Raw genomic sequence first — 21,304 nt, 5'->3', positions numbered from 1 at the left:
TCTGTTCTTCTAAGGTTGATTGTGTCCATCCATCCGCTCGATCAACTGTATCGCGACGTCTCGTGGCGATCTTAATTGGCCTGCTTCATACACTTGATTGAACATGCCTGCAAGCGCAAACTCCTCTGTACTTTTGCCTCGTGCAGCAGCCTGTAACTCCGTATCGACCATCCCCGGATCAAAAGCAATGATCTCAACAGGATTCTGTTGACCCGTTTGCTCCAAAGATACGCATTGGGTGAACATGTTCAATCCTGCTTTGGATGTACAGTACACTGCCATTGAAGGCGCGGGATAACTTCCCGAACCCGATGAGAGATTAACAATTTTACGTCTGGCGGACAGGTGATTGGTTTGTTGAATAAAAGATGAGCTCAGTATCATTGGCGCTGCAAGACTGATGTTAAGACTCTGACTTATCTCTGCGGCACTGCATTGTTCTATGGGTCCTAGAGGCTCCAGCATCGCTGCATTATTAATGAGTCCAATGCAATCAGCTTCCTGAGAAGGGATTTTGTCCAATACACGTGTAACCATATCATCAATCCCCGTCAGGTCGGCTAGATCGTACTGAACATGATGGTAACGCCCGCTCCACTCCTCGCTTGATTCCAACTCGTGCGAATGCCCGCGTGAAATGCCATAGACCCAGTCTCCCCTGGCTAGCAACAACTCCGCGAGCTGTTTCCCAATTCCTTTGGATGTACCTGTAATGATAAAATACCTCTGTCTCATATTCCCCCGCCTTCTCTCGCTCAATGCAGTATTAGTTAGACTCCACCCTATGACTTTATAACTCTATAACTACACGCCCGGTTTTCTCCACATGGTCACCCACAAAATGGGTAATCCAAAACAATTCTCATCCTGGCCCATCGCCTTCATCGGACGTAATTCCACACATTCAAATGGATCTTGTAGTAAATAACGGAGCTTTTCCTCCGTAAAGGCCAGTCCGCCTTTCATCGACTTCTCTTGATATACCTGCCAATCATCCATGACGCTCTCCGGCCCACCTTGACCGCCAAAACCAGGAGCAAAACAGCTCATCCCAAAGTATCCTCCGGGCTTGAGCGCTTGGTGAATCATCTCTATGTAAGGAATCCGCTGATGAGGTAGCAGATGATGCAGACAACCCGAGTCGTAGACAAGATCATATTCTTGCTGCGGGGCCAGTTCGAACACGGAGCGACATTCAAAATGTACGTCCAGTTGCTCTTCTGCCGCCCTCTCCTTAGCCCAGGCAATAGCTGTCTTGGAAAGATCATAAGCATCTACCTGATATCCTTGGCGGGTCAAATACAATGCATTTCTGCCTGGACCACAACCCAGTGCCAGTGCCTTGCCACCTGCCAGCAAACCTGCGTTCACATGCGCTACCAGATTCTCATCCGGTTTGTTTGGGAAAAAGGGTATGGGTCTGTTCCGATCCTCATAGAAAGGCTCCCAAAATTGCTTGGCAGATCTGAAGTCTGCATCGAGCATATCATATAGATCCTGTACACTTTTAATCGTTTTTTCCACTACCACATTCCTCCTTAAATCCTCCATCCGAACCTTCAGTTCAGACCATTCATTCCTCGTCATTTTCATTAAATCAGCTACACTTTATTATAACATTTTTAACCATTAATCCTCTATTTTTCTTGTATTTTTCTACTTTGAAATATAAGATTTTTCCAACAAAAAAACGACCGACTTGGATGTCGATCGCTAACAATTGTAGCAGTTATGAGTTACAGTTTACTTCGCCCGTTCCATGACTGCAAAGTAATTTTTTTCGTTATCAGCAAAGTTGAAGACACGCCCCGTTGGCATCTCGACAATCTCTCCGACCGTTACATGTTTTCCAGACAAGTCAGTATATAGTTGATCCAGATTTTCGGTAAAGAACATTAATGATGGTGTGCCCAGATTTACACCCGCCGACATCCGCTCGACAAACTCTTTGTCATGGAGAATAATGCTCGTCTGCGAATCTGGGGTAGGCGCAATCTCAATCCATCTCATGCCTTCATCAAGGTTTACTTCATCCACAATGTGGAATCCTGCAACTTCCGTCCAAAATGCCAGTGATTCATCTTGATTGTTGACATACAACATAATTTGGCCGACTTTGCTAAACATGCATCATTCACTCCTCTGATCATCTAATCTCTCAACATCCTGCTTATCATTCCTCAACTTCCAATAGAGTATAACATGCAGGACAGCTTTTTCATTATCTTTCTTTGGAGTGAAGTGGATTTCTTGAAGTTACTTATAATGTTTTGACAAGAGCCAGCCTATGGAACCCCGAGGTATAATAATTCATATCAATACCTTCCTTTTGAAAATTCATTCGTTCATAAAAAACGAGCGCTGCTTCATTTTCTGCATGATCAAGTGTGTAAAGCATGATATCACTACATCCAAATCCAGCTATTTTCATGCATATTTCAGTAATTAGTGTACGTGCTACACCTTGTCGAAGGTGTGATTTACACGTAACAACGCCAACGATTTCATATCGGTTAACCGTAGGCTGAAAGATATAACCAGCATGACCTATGACAACATCTGCTTCGTCAACCATGACATAATAAGCACTGATCCGTTCATCCATCATATTTAAAAATAAATTCCAGCGCGCAGGATACTGTTCGCGTATAAACGAAGGGAATTGAAAATTATGATCCGTCATCATTTTCAGCACTGCTGGCTGATCAATCGTTTGAAAAAGACGAATAGTCATCTTGCCACCCCCTCCCCTTAAAGATCACAGCTTCACAGAATCCAGCCAAATCCATGCTTGTCATTCCATCAAGTAAAACAAACGCCATTTTCATTGCCGCCACCCGTCCTCTCGTACCCGAATAATAAATAAAGTGTTTGATCAAAAGATCAAACACTTTGCCCAGGCGTACGGCATATAATATATGTGCTTCCTCGTGGTTCACTCCACGTTTACGCCAGTCACACACAATCGATATTTAACAACCAGTATCCATCACTCACACTATTGTATGCCTCTTAATTTCTTCGTAAGATAAAGTACAACATCGTCGTCCATAATCGTTTCTTCACCTGGCTGAATGTAATGATCGTGTCTGTGAACACCATGACCGTCCGGTATGTATCCGCGATGGGCATATAAAACTTGCGCTTTGCCATAATCGGAAAATACACCTACACCAATACCTGCTACATCCGTTCGTTCCGAAATAACTTCCTCTGCGCGGTCCATCAACCGTGAACCAATACCTTGGCGCTGGAACTTGATCAGCACATTGAAATCGTTAATTTCGGGAATGCCTTGTTCCCTGAAAGAAGGGTATTTGGAATGCCACAATACATTCACGTATCCGGCAAATTCTCCATTCAACTCCGCTACCAAGGTTACACGGTCCCCATTCTGTTGTTCAGCCAAGTAATGAAGATACTGCTCAGCGTATCTCCCCCATCCCTGCTCCTGAAACGCCTTGGATATGATTACAGGATCACTCTCATTTAATAATCTGATATGTACAGTCATTAATAAATTCTCCTTAATAAGATATTTATCCTAACTAAATTTCCAGTCGATCTCGAAGCGATGTAATATGAGCAACATGGTGTTTGCCATGCCAAGCGTACATGCCCAGATTATAATCCAGTCTCGTCGTTTCTTGCGATGAGGGATGATAGAATTGTTTGGCATAATCCGCATCTGTCAGTGCATTTAACAGAACCACCCACCGACGATGGAGCGCATCCAGAATTTGAAGTGAGAACTCAACATCCAGGTCCCTTGAATCACTCAGTTCAGCCCAACGCTCTTCATAATACGGTCGAATTGTAGGTGTATCCTCGGTCAGTGCCAACTTGAAACGAATCATACTGTTCATATGGCTGTCTGCCATGTGGTGAATGACCTGTTTGAGCATCCATCCACCTTCTCGATACGGCAGACTTAATTGCTCTTCACTCAGCCCCTTTACCGCTTCTCGCGCGCGTTCAGGTAGCTCAGCAATGTCCTGAATCCACTTCTCCCGCTGCGCCAAAGTAACTTCACCCGTGTGTACAAATGGGCCTATCGGAAATCGTTCGTCCATCCATTATTCCTCCTTGTTTGTATGATGAAAATAGCTCTTAATATTCTAACGTGCATATTCCATGAGCCAGCAGTCTCTCATCTGCCCTTCATGCAGCTCATGTTTCTCCAACAGCTTAATCCTTTGAAAACCACATTTCTCATAACAGGATATCGCTCGCAAGTTCCAGGATTGAGGGTCCATAACCACTTTACGGGCTTGTTTTTCATGAATGAGATAGGCCAGCATGGATTGCACCAGCAATGTTCCGATACCTTTGTTCCAATAATCTATCTCACCAATGAACTGATCCGTTCCATAGATGATCTCATCCGTGTCTCCATAACCATACTCCGTTCGTTCTTCTTCCTCAAGCTTATAGAACTGAATGTATCCTATGGGACTTCCTGCATACTCAACGATACAACGGGTAGCATCATCATCCTGATTGTAGAAATGCTCTCTTACCTGCTCCAGATCATGCGGCCGATCACGGCCTTCATAGTATTGAAGGACTTCCGGGTCAGTCAGCCACTTCACCAGCTGGTGTTCATCTTCTGTTTCCAAGAAACGTACGGTGATTCCGTTTGATTCATATACGCTCATCACTCTGCATACTCCTTAATGATCTCCAGATTTTCACCCGTAACCCAACTTAGATCCTTCCCCAACAACTGCTCGTTGTGAACATAATACACAATGGGATTTTCAAGCGGTTGAGTCGTTCCATCCAAGGATCTGAGCGTAAACCTCAACTTGTAACTCCCCATCTCATCAGGGATTGCAAACCCTATCAGATTCTCAGCTGATTTCCTCGTTTTCCCCTGCACCTTCAGATACTCTTCCAGAATGACTTGATCAAGATAGGAGCTGCCAACAGACGAAGGCACGTACCACGCATTATCTTGTTCTTCAGTGAATGTGGCTCCTCCCCACCCCGGGACAACGGGATACACCATATGTTGATCTTTGTCTTCTCTTTTTCGCGTTATCTCTAACTCTACCTCAACTGCATCCGTATCAATCTGCCTGATGGTACCTGCCATCACAACATCTTTGGCATTCACACTTGGAATAACATAGCTATAGATGAGCAGAGTCACCAAGAATATGATCGTTATTCCCGTAATCCACAATATTGTTCTTTTACGCATCTGTCTGCCTCCCGTCTGGTTAATCATACTTCTGGAGCAGCTCCTTCTCTGTTACAGATTGAGTTAACCTATCCAACTCAGGTGATGCCATCCAATCACTGGATGTATTCAATCCATGTTTGATTGTATGGATCGCGCTATGTGCAGACATGTATATATTGTGGTGGACTCCAGGTTGGACAATAATATGCTCTCCTTCACGCATCACTCGAATGGAAAACACCTGATCGTCTCCATAACTGGCATAAGCAATCCATCCGGATTGCACCACATAAAACTCCGTTAGACTGATATGTACATGACTGTTTTGCCATGCTCCCTGGGAAGAAGCAACGGTTCTGCAATAATAACTGCCATCTTCGGATATCATTTTATATTTCTGTTCCCCATTTGCCATCTGCTCAAAGCTGGTTTTGACACCGGTCTCACCATATTTCTGTTCTGAAAATTCTGTGTTCAATTGTCTTCATCTCCTGACAAAAAATCCCTTTAATCTAACATTCGACATCGACTAAGCGAATCTCCTGTTTGAATATGCGAATATCTTTGCCAAAATTTGAAACGCTTCTCTCCCAGCTTCCGTATTAAGGTCGAAGTCGTATGTATGCCCTATAATAAAACCATCTGATCTGGAGGTTGAGCGCATGTCATTTTTCAAGAAAATGTTAGCCAGTGTAGGTGTTGGAGCAGCCAAAGTAAATACGGAATTGCATACACCAGAGGTCACACCTGGAGGAATCATCTCGGGGGTTGTGTACATTGAAGGTGGAGATGTGGAACAGAACGTAGATCGAATCTATCTTTCAATCAAAACCCATTACATACGGGAGCACGATGATCGCAAAGTAAAAGAAACAGCCATTATCGCCAAATACCTGCTCACCGAAGGTTTTACTTTACAGCCTGGAGCCAAATTGGAGAAAGAATTTTCATTTGACCTGCCAGAAAATCTGCCAATTACACTGCATCGTGCAGAAGTTTGGGTAGAAACGGGGCTCGATATCTCAAGCGCGGTGGACCCATCAGACCGTGACAGACTGCATGTTGTTCCTAGCAAAGACATGAATACTGTGCTCGATGCGATCGATATTCTTGGCTTCAAGCTGCGTGAAGTCACCAACGACTATGCGCCGAAGCTTGGCGGAAATCTGCCATTTGTGCAGGAATTCGAATATGTACCAACAAACAAGTTCCGTGGACATCTGGATGAGTTGGAAGTCCTGTTCTATCCAATGGGCGATTCGCTCGAACTGTTATTACAGATCGACCGCCGTGCTCGTGGGCTCAGTGGAATATTCTCCGAAGCCATGGGGACGGATGAAAGTTTTGTCCGCTTGCATCTGTATGAAAGGCATCTGGCACGGGGTGCACATTCTGTCGCTCAAGGACTGGAAGAGGTTATTTCCAAACATATCTAGTCTGTAGTCTGTGAAAAAATAAAACCGTCCTCTATCAGATAAATCTGATGAAGGACGGTTTTTGGTTTTCCGGGTAATAAGACTTCGAAGTTCTCCCCGTGCAAAGACAGCGTAAGGAACATGGGACAGACATGTAGCTTACGAGGACACACCTTCAGGAACGCTGTGTCCAGCGTTGCATTCCTGATCGAAGACCGTAATATGCAGCGGCGAGCAAAATGAACCCGGCAACAGCCATAATCATGGATGTTGTATCCCATCGAACCATAGTTCCAAAGGCAACCTTGGATTGCAATGGGGTAACGGAAGAAGCGGTGCTTGTCAGATCAGGTGCGTAATTCATGGTCATGATCATGCCTTGCACAACATTCCAAGCTGCAAAACCGATGATGAATAACAGGGTAACCAGAACGGATTCCGTTGCTAATCTTTTGTTCATGTTTGTCATTTCGCCCCCTATTCCCAATTCAATTAGACAAGAAATGCTGCATCTCCTTTTTCAGCAGACCTTTGTTGGCATCCACATACTGATACAGCAAGTCGAAGCTTTCCTCGTTATCTGCTTGCATGCTTAAATTCGCGGCTTCCAATTCAATCTCCTGCAATACCTCATGAATCTGTTCCCCATGCGTTTGCAGGCTTGTCGTAATGTCATCTTCAGACAGGCCATTCACATTATCTCGCAATTGCCCGTTCGTTACGCCGGTTTCGGACAACATCTGCTCTATCTTCTTCAGGATCACGGCATCTGCATCATTGCCGATTCGTTCCATAGCTGTTATCGTCTCACTCAGATACTGCCCGCTGGCATTCTCAAGGAAACCGGTCATACCGTTCATGGAGAGCTCGGTATCCAGATCGATGATTAGAATGATATCTCGCAATACTTGCGGAAGTTCCGGCCCACTCTCTCGAATCGTTGCGAATTCAGCCCGATAAAGGTCCATGGCAACACTCCCCACCACTTCTTCACCTGACATCTCTTCAAACTGATCGAGTGGTAACAACTCCTGCAGTTCTTCTTGTAACTTGTTCATCTTTCTCTGCCTCCTGTATCTCTCTATCTGAATAGTTAAACGATTTTTTTACACTGGACCACTACGCGGCCAGAATAAACTTCCGCTCGCTGTTATCCCCAGATTTTTCTCATTCCCTTTATTAACGGGGAAACTCCAGTGATAAAGGCGAAGTGTATGCTTCCGAAGCAGCTTTCTTGCAGAAAGCTTTTAGCTCCGCTTCTTCAGTTTTTTTCTGTCCTCTCCGTTATCGTGTAAATGTCAAGCTCAACTACGCCGACACGTTATTACATCATAGCAGAATACATTATATAAGTTGAACTTATAGTAGTTAGTATAGTCTATCCTGTTATCAAATTTACAGGGAATATCGTCAAGTTAACATGCACTTGACCTCGGGAAAATGTTCTGCTGTTATGATCTTGGCATCACGAGTCTTGGGAGGGGTAATGATGCGCCTGGCCTTGTTCACAGACACCTATCTTCCGGAAACCAATGGTGTTGCTGGCACGCTCCACCGCTTGAGTAACCATCTGAACCGCAGAAGAATTGAACATCTGCTGTTTACTCCGAACTCCATCATTGAAGGAAGCCATGAGACTCAAGTCCGATCGGTTGCCAACATCCCTTTTTTTCTGTATCCTGAATGCCGCATTGCTCTACCCAACAGAGCTAACACTCATAAGCAGCTGCAAACCTTTCAACCCGATCTGCTGCATATCGCCACGCCTTTTAATATGGGGCTGCTTGGCCTGAGGTATGCGCTCAAACATCACCTTCCACATGTTGTCTCCTACCATACCCACTTTGATCGTTACCTCGAATATTACCGGTTGAAAAGCATGATCCCTCTCTATTGGAAATATATCCAATGGTTCCACCGCACCTGTGATGCAACCCTTGCCCCATCTCGGGAAACGATAAACACCCTTCAAGTCCAAGGCATTCAGCGTCTGAAGCTCTGGTCTCGCGGAATTGATTGCAACCTGTACTCCCCTGATAAACGCAGCTCGGATATCCGTGAACGATACCACATCACTGCTCCCCTTATTTTACTCTACGTTGGACGCATTGCCCCGGAAAAAGATATCGCTACGCTCACGACTACGATGCAACAGTTGCCCCAGGAAATGCAGTCCCGTGTACACTGGATTATCGTTGGTGACGGCCCATCTCTTCCCAAAATGCGTCTGCACTCCCCACCAAATGTCACCTTTACAGGTTATATGCACGGGGAAGACCTTGCTGTTATGTATGCTTCGGCAGATCTGTTTGTGTTTCCTTCCGCTACGGAGACATTTGGCAATGTGGTGCTGGAAGCGATGGCTTCAGGGCTTCCTGTGGTGGCGGCCAATGCCGGAGGTGTAAAGGATCTGGTATCCCACCACCGTAATGGAGTATTGTTCGAGCCAGGTCAGGCTGATGCACTGATTCGGGAGATATGTCTCTGGGGAAATCACGTGGACCAATTGAGGATGATGGGACTGGAAGGCAGAAAGCTGGCTGAACAGCGGTCGTGGGAGCATATTTTTGATACATTGATCGTGGATTATGAGGAAGCTATCGAACATCGGAATAGACAAACGAAAGATCGGATTATTACAGCCTGATCTGGTCGTAAAGACTTCATTCGTTAAAGACATATTATGTATTGATATTACGATATTAATATAAAGAGACATGATCTTATTGAACGGGATCATGTCTTTTATTGCATATATCTATTGGTTGAATTTAGTGTATGGGACTTTGATATCTACAAATCCTTTAGCGTAGGGTGCAACCTCATAAGGATAGAATCGGATGACGATCCCTTTGTCATACAAAAAGAATTCAGATGTTTGATCAAGCTGAAAATCATAAATATTCTCTTCAAAAATAGAAACTCCAGCATTATACATGGCTAATAAACTGTTGGAGATGGATCTCTCTACCTTCTCCATCTGAATATCATCTTTAACATACTCGCTTAGCTTCAGTTCTTCCCCTGTTCTTAAATCATAGTTATATGATGTTGTCGCATCCATTCCATGTGCTCCGCCAGTGTATACATGATCTTCATATACTACAGACAACTTTTCTTTTGCATTGTATTTTACACTGGCCATGGTAGTGTAGAAATAAGCTTTGTTTGATTGCTTTTCTTCTTTGTCCAGGCGAGCTGCTTTCACTGCGTGGAGTTTAAACGTCTTGTTCAACTTATCCGTCACAGATTTCTTTCCACCTGTTAGATGTATGTATGGCTGTCCTTTGTAATATTGGACCTTCGTTTTCACTGTAATCGTGTTGCCTGCCTCTACATGACTACTCGGAAGAATGACAGCAATTAGTACAGTGATCAACAGGTAATTAATCCATCTCCATTTTTTTCTTCCAGTTCTATCTTTCAATATTATTGGCAACCCCCTTGGGCTCAAATGATTTCGCTTCCTGCATTCTGTTCCATATGACCTGTGGAGTGCCCTTTAAGTCTGTTCCGCTCTGAACGTTGCCAATCCAGATGTCTTCTGCTCCCGGCTGTTGTAAATAGTGCCTAAGCGTCGCTTTGACCAGAATAGACGCATGTAAATCCAGTACCTCATCTTGCGGTATCCAGAATAACTCTCCTTCATCGGAAGGTACAAATTGTCGATGCTTCGTCTCTCCAAAATAGACAAATTGCTGCCAAATCCCACCACCGCTAACCTCTAACAGAATAGTTCGAAGTCGAAAGTGTTCGATATCCCCTGGCTTGAATCCGGTCTCTTCTTCAATCTCCCGATAGCTGGCAGTCATGGGTGCGTTCAGTTCCCCTTGCTCCAGATGCCCGCCTATACCGCCCCAAAATTCAAAATCAAACAATCTGCTGCCTGCCTTCTTCATCATCAACATGTCTGAGCCATTGCTCAAAAACGCTGTAGCCATCTGTCTAATCTCCATATGTACCTCGCTTTCGAAACTGTGATATTAGATTTTACTTATCTAACTGTCCTCTAAAGCAATTCCTTTAGCTCACTTAGATGTTCAATCGTATGTAAAGGACTAATCGTGATGCTGTCCTGCCAAGGTTGGTTGACCTTCATCCAGATGGTGCTCATGCCTACGCTTGCTGCACCTTGAATATCGTTCACCGGATGATCGCCAATGTAGATGCACTGCTCCGGAGTTAGACCGAAATGATCAAGTGCAAGTTGAAAGATGCGTGGATCAGGCTTTTTGACTCCTGCCTCTTCTGAAACAATAATATGGTCGTAGTCATCCCGGATACCGAGTTGATCGATTTTCCCATACTGAATATCAGTCTGCCCATTGGTAATTAACCCGGTTTGATATTTCCCCCGCAGATGCTGAACGACTTCTCGCGCCTGTTCCATTAGAACTGAACTTCGTACATACTCTCTGCCGTAGAACTCCATCAGTTCTGCATGTGGCGGATGCTCTGCCCATGGCAATTCATGCAACAATTCGTTGAACAGGAGGGGTTTGTCCTTATAACCATCCTGGTCTAGTTCAATAATTCGCTTGCTTATCTCTTCAGTTGACTCAAGGTGACCAAAATAAGTGTTCATTAAACGTTGCGTGAATCCGTCAAAAGTCATCGTTCTGTTTAGAATTGTATTGTCCAAATCAAAAATAACGGCTTTAATATGATTCATTCCTCTTCCCCCTGTTCAAGAATGTAAAGCAGTGCTTATTTTTTCTTTTTATGATAGTGATAACCCTTGCACAGACCCTTTTGCTTGGATTTGGCTGAACAGTTATGTCCACCGTTCTTATCCAGTCTGCCTGGATGAGCATAAGCGGAAGAAGATACACCAACAAGAACGACAAGAGACAGAATTACAATAACAACCTTTTTCATAAGTCACCCTTCGATCTACACCCTATGCTTTAGGGCTTATTACGTGCTATATCATTCTACATGAAAATCCACAATTGGGATATCCTTCATCTTTATTTTATGTGAGAATCCTCATATAACCTTAAATTGCTCCAGCGCATGGGTGACGCCATCTTCACTTGCCCGCAGGGTGACATAATCGGCGCTTTGTTTAATCCGTTCTCCGCCATTTCCCATCGCAATTCCGATTCCCGCATAGGTTAGCAGATCCACATCATTCTCCCCATCGCCAAAGGCCATTGTATCCTCTTTGGATATATTCAGGTAATTGAGGACTTTCTCTGCGGCTATCGATTTGCTGACTTCGCTTGCTTCCAGCACATTCACTACATACGGATGGAATCTCACGAATCGTAAAGAAGGAAATCTGGATTGGAATTTCTCCGTCTCCGTTTCATCCGCATATAAGCAGATACAATATACGTCCTGTTCCAACGTGCTGATTTTCTCCGGGGAAACCATGAGTCCAAGCGTATCTCTTAAGGCATCAGTAACACGACCATCTGCTGTACACAACCCGTTCGTCTCAAATGATTCTGTAAAATATGAAATACTGTGCCCCTGCAACTCGGCAAACTCACTGAATGCTCTTACCATCTGTGCAGAAAGTACAGACTTATGTATCACTTCATTACCTGCTTTGATCAATGCCCCATTAGCCGAAATGATCGTCTCGATTCCGAGATTTCTGAATTCTTCGCATAGATTATAGGGTCTACCTGTTACAAGTACGACTTGAACGCCTTTACGAATCAATTCCCGGATCGACTCTGCTGTACGCGGTGACAAACTCCGATCTATTTCGCTCAGCAATGTACCATCCACATCAAAGAACACAGCTTTCATCAAAATATCCTTCCTCCTCTATTAAAAGAGCAAGTACAGAATAACCTGATGCGGTCTTCCTGCACTTGCTCTTGCGATTTACCGGGTCTGAACATCTTGGGTACGTCCCATGTACCATAATTGAAATGATTCCGCCGTATCCAGGGGAATGTCGTGTGCACGATGATGCAGTACAGGTTTGGCACGGTTTACCGTATGAATGGAAGCAACACCGAACCAGCGCTGTAACACGTTACGGGTGATCTGTACTTCGATGACTTTCTCGCGTTTGGAGATAAAGAGTGTTGAAGTGAGCGCCCCAGTCCGAAGTTGAATGAAATTTTGATGTAAAGTGTATCTGGTATGGAAAAATTCCATCACTCTGCTTGTTGCAATCCACACGAGCAGAATCGCCGAAATCATCCACCAGGCATGCTTCTGCCCAAGAACAAATGGTTTGAAATACCACAATACACCTGTAATCATGATCCATCCCCAGCTTGGTTTGAGCAGACGCAGCCATAGTGATATTCTCGGAAGTTTTTCCATCTCCTGCGTCACCTGATAGGATGGTAGTATCTCTTCAATCATGGTATAGGCTTGCTTCACCGGCAAGAAGGGATAGAGCGAATTCACTTCCTGCTCGGATTCCCCCAGACTACCTGCAGTGGTCAGTTCTACTTCCGCTAGTCCAAGCAACCTTTTCATCGGAGACTGTGTAATTTTCACAGCCTGAACTCGTTCTTTCAAGATTGAAAATGACGTTTGTTCCATCATGCCCTTCGAGATATAGATCCGCTTGGTATCCGAGGTGATCTGAAAGTTTCCATACTTCACAAAGGTTCTGACAATCCCCAGAGCGATGGATATGACCAATAAAACCAAAATCATCAAACCGGCAATCCACCAGGAATCAAGCCAGGTTAAGAATAAACTTTCCGTTACTTCTTCATCGGGGAAGAAATCTTTCACCCAGGAATAAAGTGTACCCAGGACTGGAATCAATACGAGAAAGCTGAGCGAGGTAAACGACGCTTTGATTATGTCCTTGCGGGTCGAATGATAATGAACAACCCGTTCTTGTTTCTCTTTTGCAGGCAGAGACATGGCTTGATCGATTATAACAGAGTGGGATTTCGCCTCTCCCTCTTCCATATCTTTAACTGCATCCAACGGTTCATGTTCCTCTGTTGCTTCTACCGTTTCTGCTTCTGCATCTTCTGTCATATAACCCGCCACAATCTTCTCCAGCTGTTCTGCTTCGGAAAGTGAAACAACATGTAACTGAAAGGTAGCATCTTCTCCCTTAATCCCGGTCTCAAATCGGATTGATGTCACGTTGAACAGACGGTGAAACAGAGTCGTGTGGCGATTCACATTTTGCACTTTGGTATATGGTATCGTTCTTCGGGTGCGGTTAAACACACCACTATAGATGTGAAAGGCCTTATCGTCTGCAGTATAACGAGAGGTAAACCACTTCCAGATGATTGACACGATGCCGATGGAGATACCTGCATAAAAGGCGATCCTTCCATAGAAAAGCCATGGGGACTCTGAGCCCTGACGGAAAACAAACAAAAAAAGGATGATGGCAAACGAATTCTTCACCAGTTTCCACAGACTCCACAGTATGGTTAATGGATGATGTCGCTTCCTATCGATCATTCATCCACCTCATTAATCCGTGCATAGGACGCAATCTGATGACGGAGCGCAAGCGCGACTTCCTCAGGCAATGCCGGGATTTCATGCGATGACCCCATCGTGCCAACCGATACGGAATAGAGTCCATATTTTCGCATCAAAGGTCCCTGATTTGTTGTAACCGATTGTATCTTAGCCATGGGGATGATCTGATGTACCTTGGTTAGCGCCCCACGCTTCAATTGCAGAAACTCCTCATTCACATCATAGTACCAATGCTTATATAACCATGCAGGCTGGATGAAAATATCCCACGCCGCATAGAGCACGGATATGGCCGTAACCCCCCACAGGATCCAACTGATCCACGTCTTCCATCCATAGATGGAGTCGAGTATTAACAGTACGGCAAGGATCAGGAAACCTATGGCATTCCATAGGATGGCGCTAATTCTCCATAGATTTACCGCATGAGGGGAGAGCCGTTGCTCGGGTATCTTCCACTGGATTGACATATGTTCACTCCTTTTTCCTTCGGCTACATAAAAACACACATAATACACTGTACGAATAATCGTCTACGATCGATGCAGAAAGATTCACTTAGTAAAAGAGATGACCCCTGTAAAGTACAGGTCGTCATCTCTTTATTTGTAATCAAAAGCGGGCTTTTTGAACAACCTCTATAAAACCCTGTACGTTACATAGCCAAACCATATGATCTGTACCTTCACCCCAATAGTTCTTCGCTACGACATAGGGTTCACCGAATTTGCGTTGCCACTTCTTCTGTGCAATTCGATAGCCACTATCCAGGCAGAATTGTTTAATTCCACGCCGCTGAAGCTCAGTAACCAATGCGACTATGAGCGCCGAACCAATCCCTTGACCTTGAACCTCGGGCATCACGTAAAGGCTACCCAGCTCTCCAATATCATTCAGTCTGCCCTCTGTACATTCTCGAATCTCTTCACCACAAGGTCCATACGAGATTGTGCCTACAATGGACTTACCCATTTTGGCCACGAGGAAAAATATATTCGCTTCCTTGTTATGATCTGGCTGCAATGCAGTGTGAATTAATGCTCTCTTATGTGCTATTTCATCCTGGATATCATCCAGTAGCGAGCCTATGCCCTCCTGTTCAAATGCTGCCGGGATCGTTGTCTCGAATACCTGATACGCTCCATCTGCGTCCGATCGTGTCAATGGTTCAATAGTAATTTTGTCATCCACAGGTTCTTCTCCGTTCCATATACCTTCTTAATCTGTACGTCGCTGAATCAGTCTTCTTAGTTGATTCGCATCCTCAAGAGCAATGCTATATCCAATATGCGTGTCTTCCTCGTTTACTAACAGTCCTTGCATCTTGGGATCCATTCCTAGTGAAAAATCATACCGGGTAACCGAACCATCTGCATTATTAATACTCATCTTGTACTGCGTACCATAATCAATAATACCCGGTATACGCTCTGCCTTATGTATGGCCTCCATCATGATTTGAATCTCGTCAGGTCGATCAAACTCAACATCTTGGCATGGTTCCGAGGCGAGGTTGGGATTACACGTTAAAGTGATTAGTACAGGAAGCCCTTCTTCCGTGTTCGATTCATTCGGTTGACTGCATCCTGTAATGAACGTAGCAATGAAGAGCACCATCAAGAAACCTACATATTTCACCATATCACCTGCCTCCCTGACTTCGTAATGAATAGAGAAGTAACGATTACAGCATCTAGTGACTCAACTGAAATATCTAAATATCCGTAGTCATATTCAGTTACGTAACTCCGGGTCCCATGAAGACAACAAAGTGCTCAGTCGCTCTACGGTCTCTTCCACAAATACTTGGATCTTCTCCCCCGTAATGAACTCAGGAGTAATTCCAGGTTCTTCCACATTCAGAAAAGAAAACGTGTGGTCCCTCCAGCGTACAATCTCATCAGCAGTTAAGCGATCCATCATGTCATAACCTGGTGAACTGTTGATCAGCTGCCACACCTCTTCGCTCCAACTCGAACCTTGATAGAGATTGAAATCGATCTGGTCCGTCTCCTGATAGTATAAACGCGCCAGTTCTTCCTTGGATCTACTCGTACCTATGGATAAGTCTGCCTTGTTGACCCGTTCTACAAATTCAGGATGCACGCTGCGGAACCAGTAATAATCCGTTAGCACATGCATAAAGTACCCCCGCACAAACCACTTCCATCCTTCATCGATGAGTGGTTGCATATAGGATGAGTAGCGTTCGTGGAGCCCTCCAACGTAATCTCCATCATCTTTCGGGTTAAAATGGGTGTATTCCTTATCCTCTCTGGTTGTGCCTTCACGCATATGTATGGAATCCGGGGCGATGTTCCCCAGATAGAATGAACCTCGATCAGCCTGCATTTGCAGCGAGTCAGCAATCCGATTAGCAATATTGAGATGAACCATGGGTAGCGGCATAGAGTTGATCTCCTTTTATCGGGAAGTATTCTACATTAATTAAAAAAACGATATACCTACTGGTGGAACGTACAGATCACTGGAATAGTGTGACTCCGCTATGTTTCACCTTTTCACCGTAGATACATGATTAATCCTGTATTCTCTCCGCTTGCATTTGATCAAACAATTGCTCCAGATCCGTATGGTACTCCGGATGCTCCTTCACAAGCAGACTAATATATTCCGACCCACATTCATAGAACATCAAGCGGTTAAACGGGGCTGTGTCTCCCATATGATTGCTTTCCTGTCCGAATTTTGCCCGAATCAGATTCTCAATATAACGTGCGTAACCCTCGTTCCATTCCAACCAACTCCAGTACTCAGCTTGTTCTTCAGTTAATGAAGTAAACAACGCCTTTCTAGCTGTGTGTACTTGTGTTAGGTCTCTACTCTTCAAAGCAGACAACAATGCGTTAATCCGCTCCACAACGACTGCATCTTCATACGGAAACTCATAATCCAGTTCCCATGTCACACGCTTCAATTGCGTCATTTTATGTTTAATCTGAAGACGGTTGACGATTCGCTCATCATAACTCTCATATACATAGCAATGAACATATTCGTGGAACAAATAGACTTTCTGCTCCAGGTCTTTGAATGCTGCGTCCGTAACAATCGCACACATTCGTCCGTCCATATGAGGCACTGGCATGGCTGCAAGGCATTCATCTGGAATATATAAATCGTCCGGTACCGTCTTTACCCACTCATATTGTTGCGTCTTGGACGAATAATCATAGATATACAATAAAGCTTCATAGGCGACAACTACTGGATAATGTTCTGCAAACAAAGGATGTAGGCTAACCAAGTCTTTCTGAAGCTCGTTTAACTCGTTAATTTGCTCTAAAAAAGCTTCCATGTTGTGAACCTCTCTTTACTGAAATGATGCGTTAATCATACTAGATTAGGAGAGATAAAACACTGAGAGAAAAATGATAATTCTGTTCGAGTGTGAGATAGTGAACGTTAGAAACGTTCGCCGCGTTTCTCATACAGGTAGATATCCAGTGCCTGAATCCCACGCCGGGCCAGCTTAATAAACAGGATCAGCGCATACACACCGAGTCCATATAACGACACATTAATCAACATTAGAAACATTGTAATCATAATTGTTATTCCTCCTATGAACCTATTAAATTATCACTTCCTATTCTAGCATATTTTTCCTCAGTTAACTTTTATGGTGGATGTAAAGGTTATTCGGTGTGCTTATTGATTCAAAACAAAAAAATCCTCCACCTCCCTTTATGAAAGGTGGAAGATTTATAAACCGGTCTACCGTTTCCTAAGTTCGTTCACCACTGACTATATGCCAATGCTGATGCTTCGAGTCTTGATAACTGCCCAAGTTAGTTACAATCTTCGATGAGCCTGTCTGAGCTAACATGTCAGCAGCTACCTTTTTAATGACTTGCATCATTTCTAAGAGTAGCTCATCATTATTCTCTTCCTCTTCTGAAATGAAGGACTGAATATGCATCTTGGGAATTACAACAATGTGATGCTTGTAGTAGGGCAGAGTGTGATGATAAGCCATAACGTTCTTTGTTTCCATGACAACTTTAACTTGCGTTTTACCACTCAGCACCTCATCACAATAAAAGTCCTGCGTCATCATACTCCCCCTTCTTCAAAGTGCGTACGTTAGAGCGTAAACTTATGATTTGGTCAAGATTCCCTGATCCACGGATTTCTGAATAAGCTGCTGCGCATACTCCCACAATGTCTCGGAACCGTTCGCAATCTCACGGTTTCTGTTTAACACCTGTTCACTTGTAATGTTATATTTCTGCCATGTATCTCCCTCATTCTGATGGTTGTGGATAATAGGCTGCAATCGATCGAGAGATGAGGCAAATTGTGCTTCAGACGTCTGTTTTGCTTCAAACTCTAACCATAAGTGGAGTAGTTCTTCAGCCTGTTCCTTAGGCAACATACCAAACAGTCGATGAGCCGCTTTGAGTTCACGATCATATTTATCCGTATACCCCACCGTATCGTAGGCAAAAGTATCGCCGGCATCGATCTCAACCAGATCATGAACGAGAAGCATCTTAATGACTTTGAGCATATCCACATCCGTGTTGGCATGACTCTGTAAAACCAGCGCCATCATTGCCAGATGCCAAGAATGCTCTGCATCATTTTCAAGTCTCTCACCATGCATAATTCTCGTCTTTCGTTCAATCGTTTTGAGTTTATCAATCTCAATGAGAAATTGAATCTGATCCTGTAATGATTCGCTCATAGCACATCCTCCTTTATGTATAGATCAGGTATCCAATTCAACGTTCAGTTCACGCACAAAAACAGCTGTCCCCTTCATTCTGACATCCATATCCTCTCCATCCCGAATTACGCTCACTTGAACCTTTCCGTCTCTCTCAATCTCATGCCCTTGCTCTACCACAAACTGTACCTCATCGATCTCCGGTTTCACATAGGTTAAATAATAAGCACCCATCACCCCGGAGGCTGTTCCAGTCACTGGATCTTCCGTCGTACCTGAGTAAGGTGAAGAGAAATGTCTGGCATGCATCATCGCATCGGAATCACGAGTTTCGAAACAAAAAGGATGTAAGGAAGCTTTGGGATTCTCAATTAATATTCCTGGGAAAAGGAAAGAATCCGGTTTCATTTTCATAAAAGAGTTCAAATCACGAATGGGGATTAGTAATGTCCAGGCTCCTGTACTTCCATAAACGATTGGCATAGAATGATCCACTTCATCCAGAGTGAGGTTTATGGCGCTTACCAGCTTCTGGATATCCCCCTGGAACGGTATAAACTGCGGATGATCCTGTTTCATCTCCATGTAAATGATGTTGTCATTTCGCTCAAATCGAATAGGTAGTATGCCTACATTAGTTTCAATCGTGATTAACTCTCGGTCACCCAGCATACCACGTGTCTTTAATCCATACAGGGATGCCATTGTGGCATGTCCACACAGATTAATTTCATGACCAGGCGTAAAATAACGTAATCGGACGTCAGCTACTTCAGATTTCAACACAAATACCGTCTCATTAAAACCAACTTGATAAGCGATCTGCTGCATCTCCGCCTCACTGAAATGATCAGCATCAAAGACCACTCCTGCCGGGTTACCTTGACCAGGAACTGTGGAGAAAGCATCATAATGATAGACCTTAATATTACTCATCACTTGACCCACTTTCTCTGTAATCTACGAGACACACATTTCCATATAACTCTACTCTTTCACCATCAACTACAAGCCCGCCACCATCTTGGCATGCATATACAACTGTACGTTTAACACGGGTATACTCTCTTAATGAATCCAAGGCATCTTCCGAACCATCCCAGTGGGGTGCAAACTCAAAATCAACAAGACCCAGTGCTTTCATGTCTTTCAAATCTACATTGTTCTCATCTGCATCTTCCCCATACCCAGCGATCTCTATCGTAGGTGTCGTCAGAATACTGCCTGCGCTGACCCCAATCAGCATGCCGCCACTCTTGACATAGGAACGTAGCAAACCAAGCACATTTCTCTTCTGTAATAGACTTAGAAAATAAAACGTATTTCCGCCAGATAGATGTATCGCATCACACTCGAAAATAGAGCCAAATGTGTTCTCCTCGTACTGCAGATCAAGATCATAATATTGAATGTTGTCTATTCCTATTTGGTTATAGTAACGTCTAGTGTGCTCAAAATACCTTCGCTCCGCGTCGGAACATGATGGTATATAGCCGATGGAAGGCTGTTCACTGTGGAATAAGCTTCGTATTTTCTGATTCAATTTATCGTTAGATTCGAACACCAAATCACTTAGCAGAACCAACGTAGTCATCTGATTTCCTCCCGTATCTATTAGACTGGCTTAAACTCTCTATCCAAAATCGAGAAAAAATACTGGTCTGTCCACTGTTTGTTCCACCATAGTTCTTCCTGGAAGACGGCCTCCCGTGTCATACCCACATGCTGCATCAGTGCTGCTGAGCGGATGTTTTGTGAATTACACATGCCGACAACCTTATGAGCTTGTAACTCTTGAAATGCAAAATGTAGCAAAAGTCGGGTAGCTTCTCTCCCGTATCCTCTACCTGCGTATTCCGAAAGTACAGCGAATCCAAGTTCCCAGCTTTTTCGGTGATCCACGTAACTCCACATCTGAACAATACCAATGGATGTATCCTCTGGATCATTCACGCGCCGTATAACAAAATCATAAGCATACGGTTTCTCATCTGCGACAGCAAAATGGCTGCGATATTTCTCACGGACCTTTTCCTCATCTGTTTCAACAGTTTCCTCGAAGCTCCATACGCTTGTGTCACATTCAAGTTGACCTATGAAGTTGAGGTCTTGTTCTGTAACTGTAGTTATTTTAATTTCCTGTCCCACGAATTCCATGTGAATTCATCTCCTTAGGATTATGCCACCATTCCCATAGACTACTGCATCAGCCCGTTAATATATCTTCTGTGGCTTGCAGATGCTTCTTGAACCCACAAGTCCAACTCAACTCTACTCGCAAAAAATTGATCCTGAACCTTAATGAACGGGAACATTTTCCCATCAAAGAAACCTGATACGGTAAAGCTTCCTTGTTCCGCCTTAATAATACTCATCACCTGTTCTTCAGTCATACTCAGATACTCGGCAGTTTATTGCATCGTCAACAATACTTTATCGTTTGGTACTACTTGCTCTACTGCCTGAGTGAGTTCACTATTTCTCTCATGAGTGGTTAAAATTATACAGCCAATGATAAAGCAGATACCCAAAATGGCACTAGCTAAAAGTATAGAGAACGGAACAGATTTCATT

32 protein-coding genes and 1 riboswitch are annotated in these 21,304 nt (G+C 44.0%); of the genes, 2 read left to right on the top strand and 30 right to left on the bottom strand.

Annotated features, from left to right (window positions below; translation table 11 throughout):
* Positions 1-9 precede the first annotated feature (9 nt).
* The 9 genes from MKY85_RS08310 to MKY85_RS08270 all read right to left on the bottom strand — a co-directional run bounded on the left by MKY85_RS08310 (position 10) and on the right by MKY85_RS08270 (position 5,666).
* On the bottom strand, positions 10-735 hold the full coding sequence (locus MKY85_RS08310; protein WP_342572348.1) for an SDR family NAD(P)-dependent oxidoreductase: 726 nt from the start codon (positions 733-735) through the stop codon (positions 10-12).
* 69 nt (positions 736-804) lie between these two features.
* Positions 805-1,524, bottom strand: a complete 720-nt coding sequence (locus MKY85_RS08305; RefSeq protein ID WP_342572347.1) for a class I SAM-dependent methyltransferase — start codon at positions 1,522-1,524, stop codon at positions 805-807.
* A gap of 219 nt (positions 1,525-1,743) precedes the next feature.
* Positions 1,744-2,127, bottom strand: coding sequence for a VOC family protein (locus tag MKY85_RS08300; RefSeq protein ID WP_342572346.1), 384 nt, complete (start codon positions 2,125-2,127; stop codon positions 1,744-1,746).
* A 133-nt stretch (positions 2,128-2,260) separates the two neighbouring features.
* Complete coding sequence (locus tag MKY85_RS08295; RefSeq protein WP_342572345.1) at positions 2,261-2,734, bottom strand: GNAT family N-acetyltransferase; 474 nt, start codon at positions 2,732-2,734, stop codon at positions 2,261-2,263.
* 153 nt (positions 2,735-2,887) lie between these two features.
* A riboswitch (ZMP/ZTP riboswitch) is annotated at positions 2,888-2,969 on the bottom strand.
* A gap of 29 nt (positions 2,970-2,998) precedes the next feature.
* The gene (locus MKY85_RS08290; protein WP_339240689.1) at positions 2,999-3,514 is read right to left on the bottom strand and encodes a GNAT family N-acetyltransferase; all 516 of its coding nucleotides are present in this window, start codon (positions 3,512-3,514) and stop codon (positions 2,999-3,001) included.
* A gap of 34 nt (positions 3,515-3,548) precedes the next feature.
* Complete coding sequence (locus MKY85_RS08285; protein WP_339259907.1) at positions 3,549-4,073, bottom strand: YfiT family bacillithiol transferase; 525 nt, start codon at positions 4,071-4,073, stop codon at positions 3,549-3,551.
* A gap of 45 nt (positions 4,074-4,118) precedes the next feature.
* Positions 4,119-4,658, bottom strand: coding sequence for a GNAT family N-acetyltransferase (locus MKY85_RS08280; protein WP_339259905.1), 540 nt, complete (start codon positions 4,656-4,658; stop codon positions 4,119-4,121).
* Complete coding sequence (locus MKY85_RS08275) at positions 4,658-5,206, bottom strand: hypothetical protein (RefSeq protein WP_339240686.1); 549 nt, start codon at positions 5,204-5,206, stop codon at positions 4,658-4,660. Before MKY85_RS08275 ends, MKY85_RS08280 begins: the two co-directional genes overlap by 1 nt.
* 19 nt (positions 5,207-5,225) lie before the next feature.
* Positions 5,226-5,666, bottom strand: coding sequence for a cupin domain-containing protein (locus tag MKY85_RS08270; protein WP_339240685.1), 441 nt, complete (start codon positions 5,664-5,666; stop codon positions 5,226-5,228).
* Between the two features lie 184 nt (positions 5,667-5,850).
* Here MKY85_RS08270 and MKY85_RS08265 point away from each other — a divergent pair, with 184 nt between their 5' ends.
* Positions 5,851-6,624 carry a sporulation protein gene (locus tag MKY85_RS08265; RefSeq protein ID WP_339240684.1) on the top strand — a complete coding sequence of 258 codons (774 nt, stop codon included), beginning with the start codon at positions 5,851-5,853 and terminating at the stop codon, positions 6,622-6,624.
* A 154-nt stretch (positions 6,625-6,778) separates the two neighbouring features.
* Here the strand turns inward: MKY85_RS08265 and MKY85_RS08260 are convergent, their stop codons facing one another.
* Together MKY85_RS08260 and MKY85_RS08255 are read right to left on the bottom strand one after the other, a co-directional pair.
* Complete coding sequence (locus MKY85_RS08260) at positions 6,779-7,063, bottom strand: hypothetical protein (RefSeq protein ID WP_342572344.1); 285 nt, start codon at positions 7,061-7,063, stop codon at positions 6,779-6,781.
* A 28-nt stretch (positions 7,064-7,091) separates the two neighbouring features.
* Entirely contained in the window at positions 7,092-7,661 is a 570-nt protein-coding gene (locus MKY85_RS08255; RefSeq protein WP_342572343.1) for a hypothetical protein, read from the bottom strand.
* A gap of 428 nt (positions 7,662-8,089) precedes the next feature.
* Here MKY85_RS08255 and MKY85_RS08250 point away from each other — a divergent pair, with 428 nt between their 5' ends.
* Positions 8,090-9,250 (top strand): glycosyltransferase family 1 protein, encoded by a 1,161-nt coding sequence (locus MKY85_RS08250; RefSeq protein ID WP_342572342.1) that lies wholly within the window; start codon positions 8,090-8,092, stop codon positions 9,248-9,250.
* 111 nt (positions 9,251-9,361) lie between these two features.
* Here the strand turns inward: MKY85_RS08250 and MKY85_RS08245 are convergent, their stop codons facing one another.
* The 19 genes from MKY85_RS08245 to MKY85_RS08155 all read right to left on the bottom strand — a co-directional run bounded on the left by MKY85_RS08245 (position 9,362) and on the right by MKY85_RS08155 (position 21,303).
* Positions 9,362-9,850: a DUF3298 domain-containing protein gene (locus MKY85_RS08245; RefSeq protein WP_342572341.1), complete on the bottom strand. Its 489-nt coding sequence runs from the start codon at positions 9,848-9,850 to the stop codon at positions 9,362-9,364.
* Positions 9,851-10,019: 169 nt separating this feature from the next.
* Positions 10,020-10,544 (bottom strand): NUDIX domain-containing protein, encoded by a 525-nt coding sequence (locus MKY85_RS08240; protein ID WP_342572340.1) that lies wholly within the window; start codon positions 10,542-10,544, stop codon positions 10,020-10,022.
* A gap of 68 nt (positions 10,545-10,612) precedes the next feature.
* On the bottom strand, positions 10,613-11,275 hold the full coding sequence (locus MKY85_RS08235; RefSeq protein ID WP_339240674.1) for an HAD family hydrolase: 663 nt from the start codon (positions 11,273-11,275) through the stop codon (positions 10,613-10,615).
* Positions 11,276-11,310: 35 nt separating this feature from the next.
* Complete coding sequence (locus tag MKY85_RS08230; protein ID WP_339240672.1) at positions 11,311-11,481, bottom strand: YHYH domain-containing protein; 171 nt, start codon at positions 11,479-11,481, stop codon at positions 11,311-11,313.
* Positions 11,482-11,592: 111 nt separating this feature from the next.
* On the bottom strand, positions 11,593-12,369 hold the full coding sequence (locus MKY85_RS08225) for a Cof-type HAD-IIB family hydrolase (protein WP_342572339.1): 777 nt from the start codon (positions 12,367-12,369) through the stop codon (positions 11,593-11,595).
* A gap of 75 nt (positions 12,370-12,444) precedes the next feature.
* Positions 12,445-14,013 (bottom strand): PH domain-containing protein, encoded by a 1,569-nt coding sequence (locus MKY85_RS08220; RefSeq protein WP_342572338.1) that lies wholly within the window; start codon positions 14,011-14,013, stop codon positions 12,445-12,447.
* Positions 14,010-14,507: a PH domain-containing protein gene (locus tag MKY85_RS08215; RefSeq protein ID WP_342572337.1), complete on the bottom strand. Its 498-nt coding sequence runs from the start codon at positions 14,505-14,507 to the stop codon at positions 14,010-14,012. Before MKY85_RS08215 ends, MKY85_RS08220 begins: the two co-directional genes overlap by 4 nt.
* 142 nt (positions 14,508-14,649) lie before the next feature.
* Positions 14,650-15,228 (bottom strand): GNAT family N-acetyltransferase, encoded by a 579-nt coding sequence (locus tag MKY85_RS08210; protein ID WP_342572336.1) that lies wholly within the window; start codon positions 15,226-15,228, stop codon positions 14,650-14,652.
* A gap of 27 nt (positions 15,229-15,255) precedes the next feature.
* Positions 15,256-15,678, bottom strand: coding sequence for a hypothetical protein (locus MKY85_RS08205; protein WP_342572335.1), 423 nt, complete (start codon positions 15,676-15,678; stop codon positions 15,256-15,258).
* 93 nt (positions 15,679-15,771) lie between these two features.
* Complete coding sequence (locus MKY85_RS08200) at positions 15,772-16,446, bottom strand: zinc dependent phospholipase C family protein (protein ID WP_342572334.1); 675 nt, start codon at positions 16,444-16,446, stop codon at positions 15,772-15,774.
* A 130-nt stretch (positions 16,447-16,576) separates the two neighbouring features.
* Positions 16,577-17,356, bottom strand: a complete 780-nt coding sequence (locus MKY85_RS08195) for a hypothetical protein (protein WP_342572333.1) — start codon at positions 17,354-17,356, stop codon at positions 16,577-16,579.
* Between the two features lie 107 nt (positions 17,357-17,463).
* A complete protein-coding gene (locus tag MKY85_RS08190; RefSeq protein WP_342572332.1) occupies positions 17,464-17,607 on the bottom strand; it encodes a hypothetical protein in 144 nt (47 codons plus the stop codon).
* Between the two features lie 178 nt (positions 17,608-17,785).
* Positions 17,786-18,118 (bottom strand): HIT domain-containing protein, encoded by a 333-nt coding sequence (locus MKY85_RS08185; protein WP_342572331.1) that lies wholly within the window; start codon positions 18,116-18,118, stop codon positions 17,786-17,788.
* Between the two features lie 39 nt (positions 18,119-18,157).
* On the bottom strand, positions 18,158-18,748 hold the full coding sequence (locus MKY85_RS08180; RefSeq protein WP_342572330.1) for an HD domain-containing protein: 591 nt from the start codon (positions 18,746-18,748) through the stop codon (positions 18,158-18,160).
* A 24-nt stretch (positions 18,749-18,772) separates the two neighbouring features.
* A complete protein-coding gene (locus MKY85_RS08175) occupies positions 18,773-19,666 on the bottom strand; it encodes a PhzF family phenazine biosynthesis protein (RefSeq protein ID WP_342572329.1) in 894 nt (297 codons plus the stop codon).
* Positions 19,659-20,324 carry a Type 1 glutamine amidotransferase-like domain-containing protein gene (locus tag MKY85_RS08170; RefSeq protein ID WP_342572328.1) on the bottom strand — a complete coding sequence of 222 codons (666 nt, stop codon included), beginning with the start codon at positions 20,322-20,324 and terminating at the stop codon, positions 19,659-19,661. The genes MKY85_RS08175 and MKY85_RS08170 overlap by 8 nt, the downstream gene beginning before the upstream one ends.
* Positions 20,325-20,344: 20 nt before the next feature.
* The gene (locus tag MKY85_RS08165; RefSeq protein ID WP_342572327.1) at positions 20,345-20,887 is read right to left on the bottom strand and encodes a GNAT family N-acetyltransferase; all 543 of its coding nucleotides are present in this window, start codon (positions 20,885-20,887) and stop codon (positions 20,345-20,347) included.
* Between the two features lie 41 nt (positions 20,888-20,928).
* Positions 20,929-21,105 carry a hypothetical protein gene (locus MKY85_RS08160; protein ID WP_342572326.1) on the bottom strand — a complete coding sequence of 59 codons (177 nt, stop codon included), beginning with the start codon at positions 21,103-21,105 and terminating at the stop codon, positions 20,929-20,931.
* A gap of 36 nt (positions 21,106-21,141) precedes the next feature.
* Complete coding sequence (locus MKY85_RS08155; RefSeq protein WP_342572325.1) at positions 21,142-21,303, bottom strand: hypothetical protein; 162 nt, start codon at positions 21,301-21,303, stop codon at positions 21,142-21,144.
* Between the last annotated feature and the right edge of the window lies 1 nt (position 21,304).

The organism is Paenibacillus sp. FSL R5-0749 (assembly GCF_038595085.1).
GTDB lineage: Bacteria > Bacillota > Bacilli > Paenibacillales > Paenibacillaceae > Paenibacillus.
This window is presented reverse-complemented; position numbering and strand designations above follow the sequence as displayed.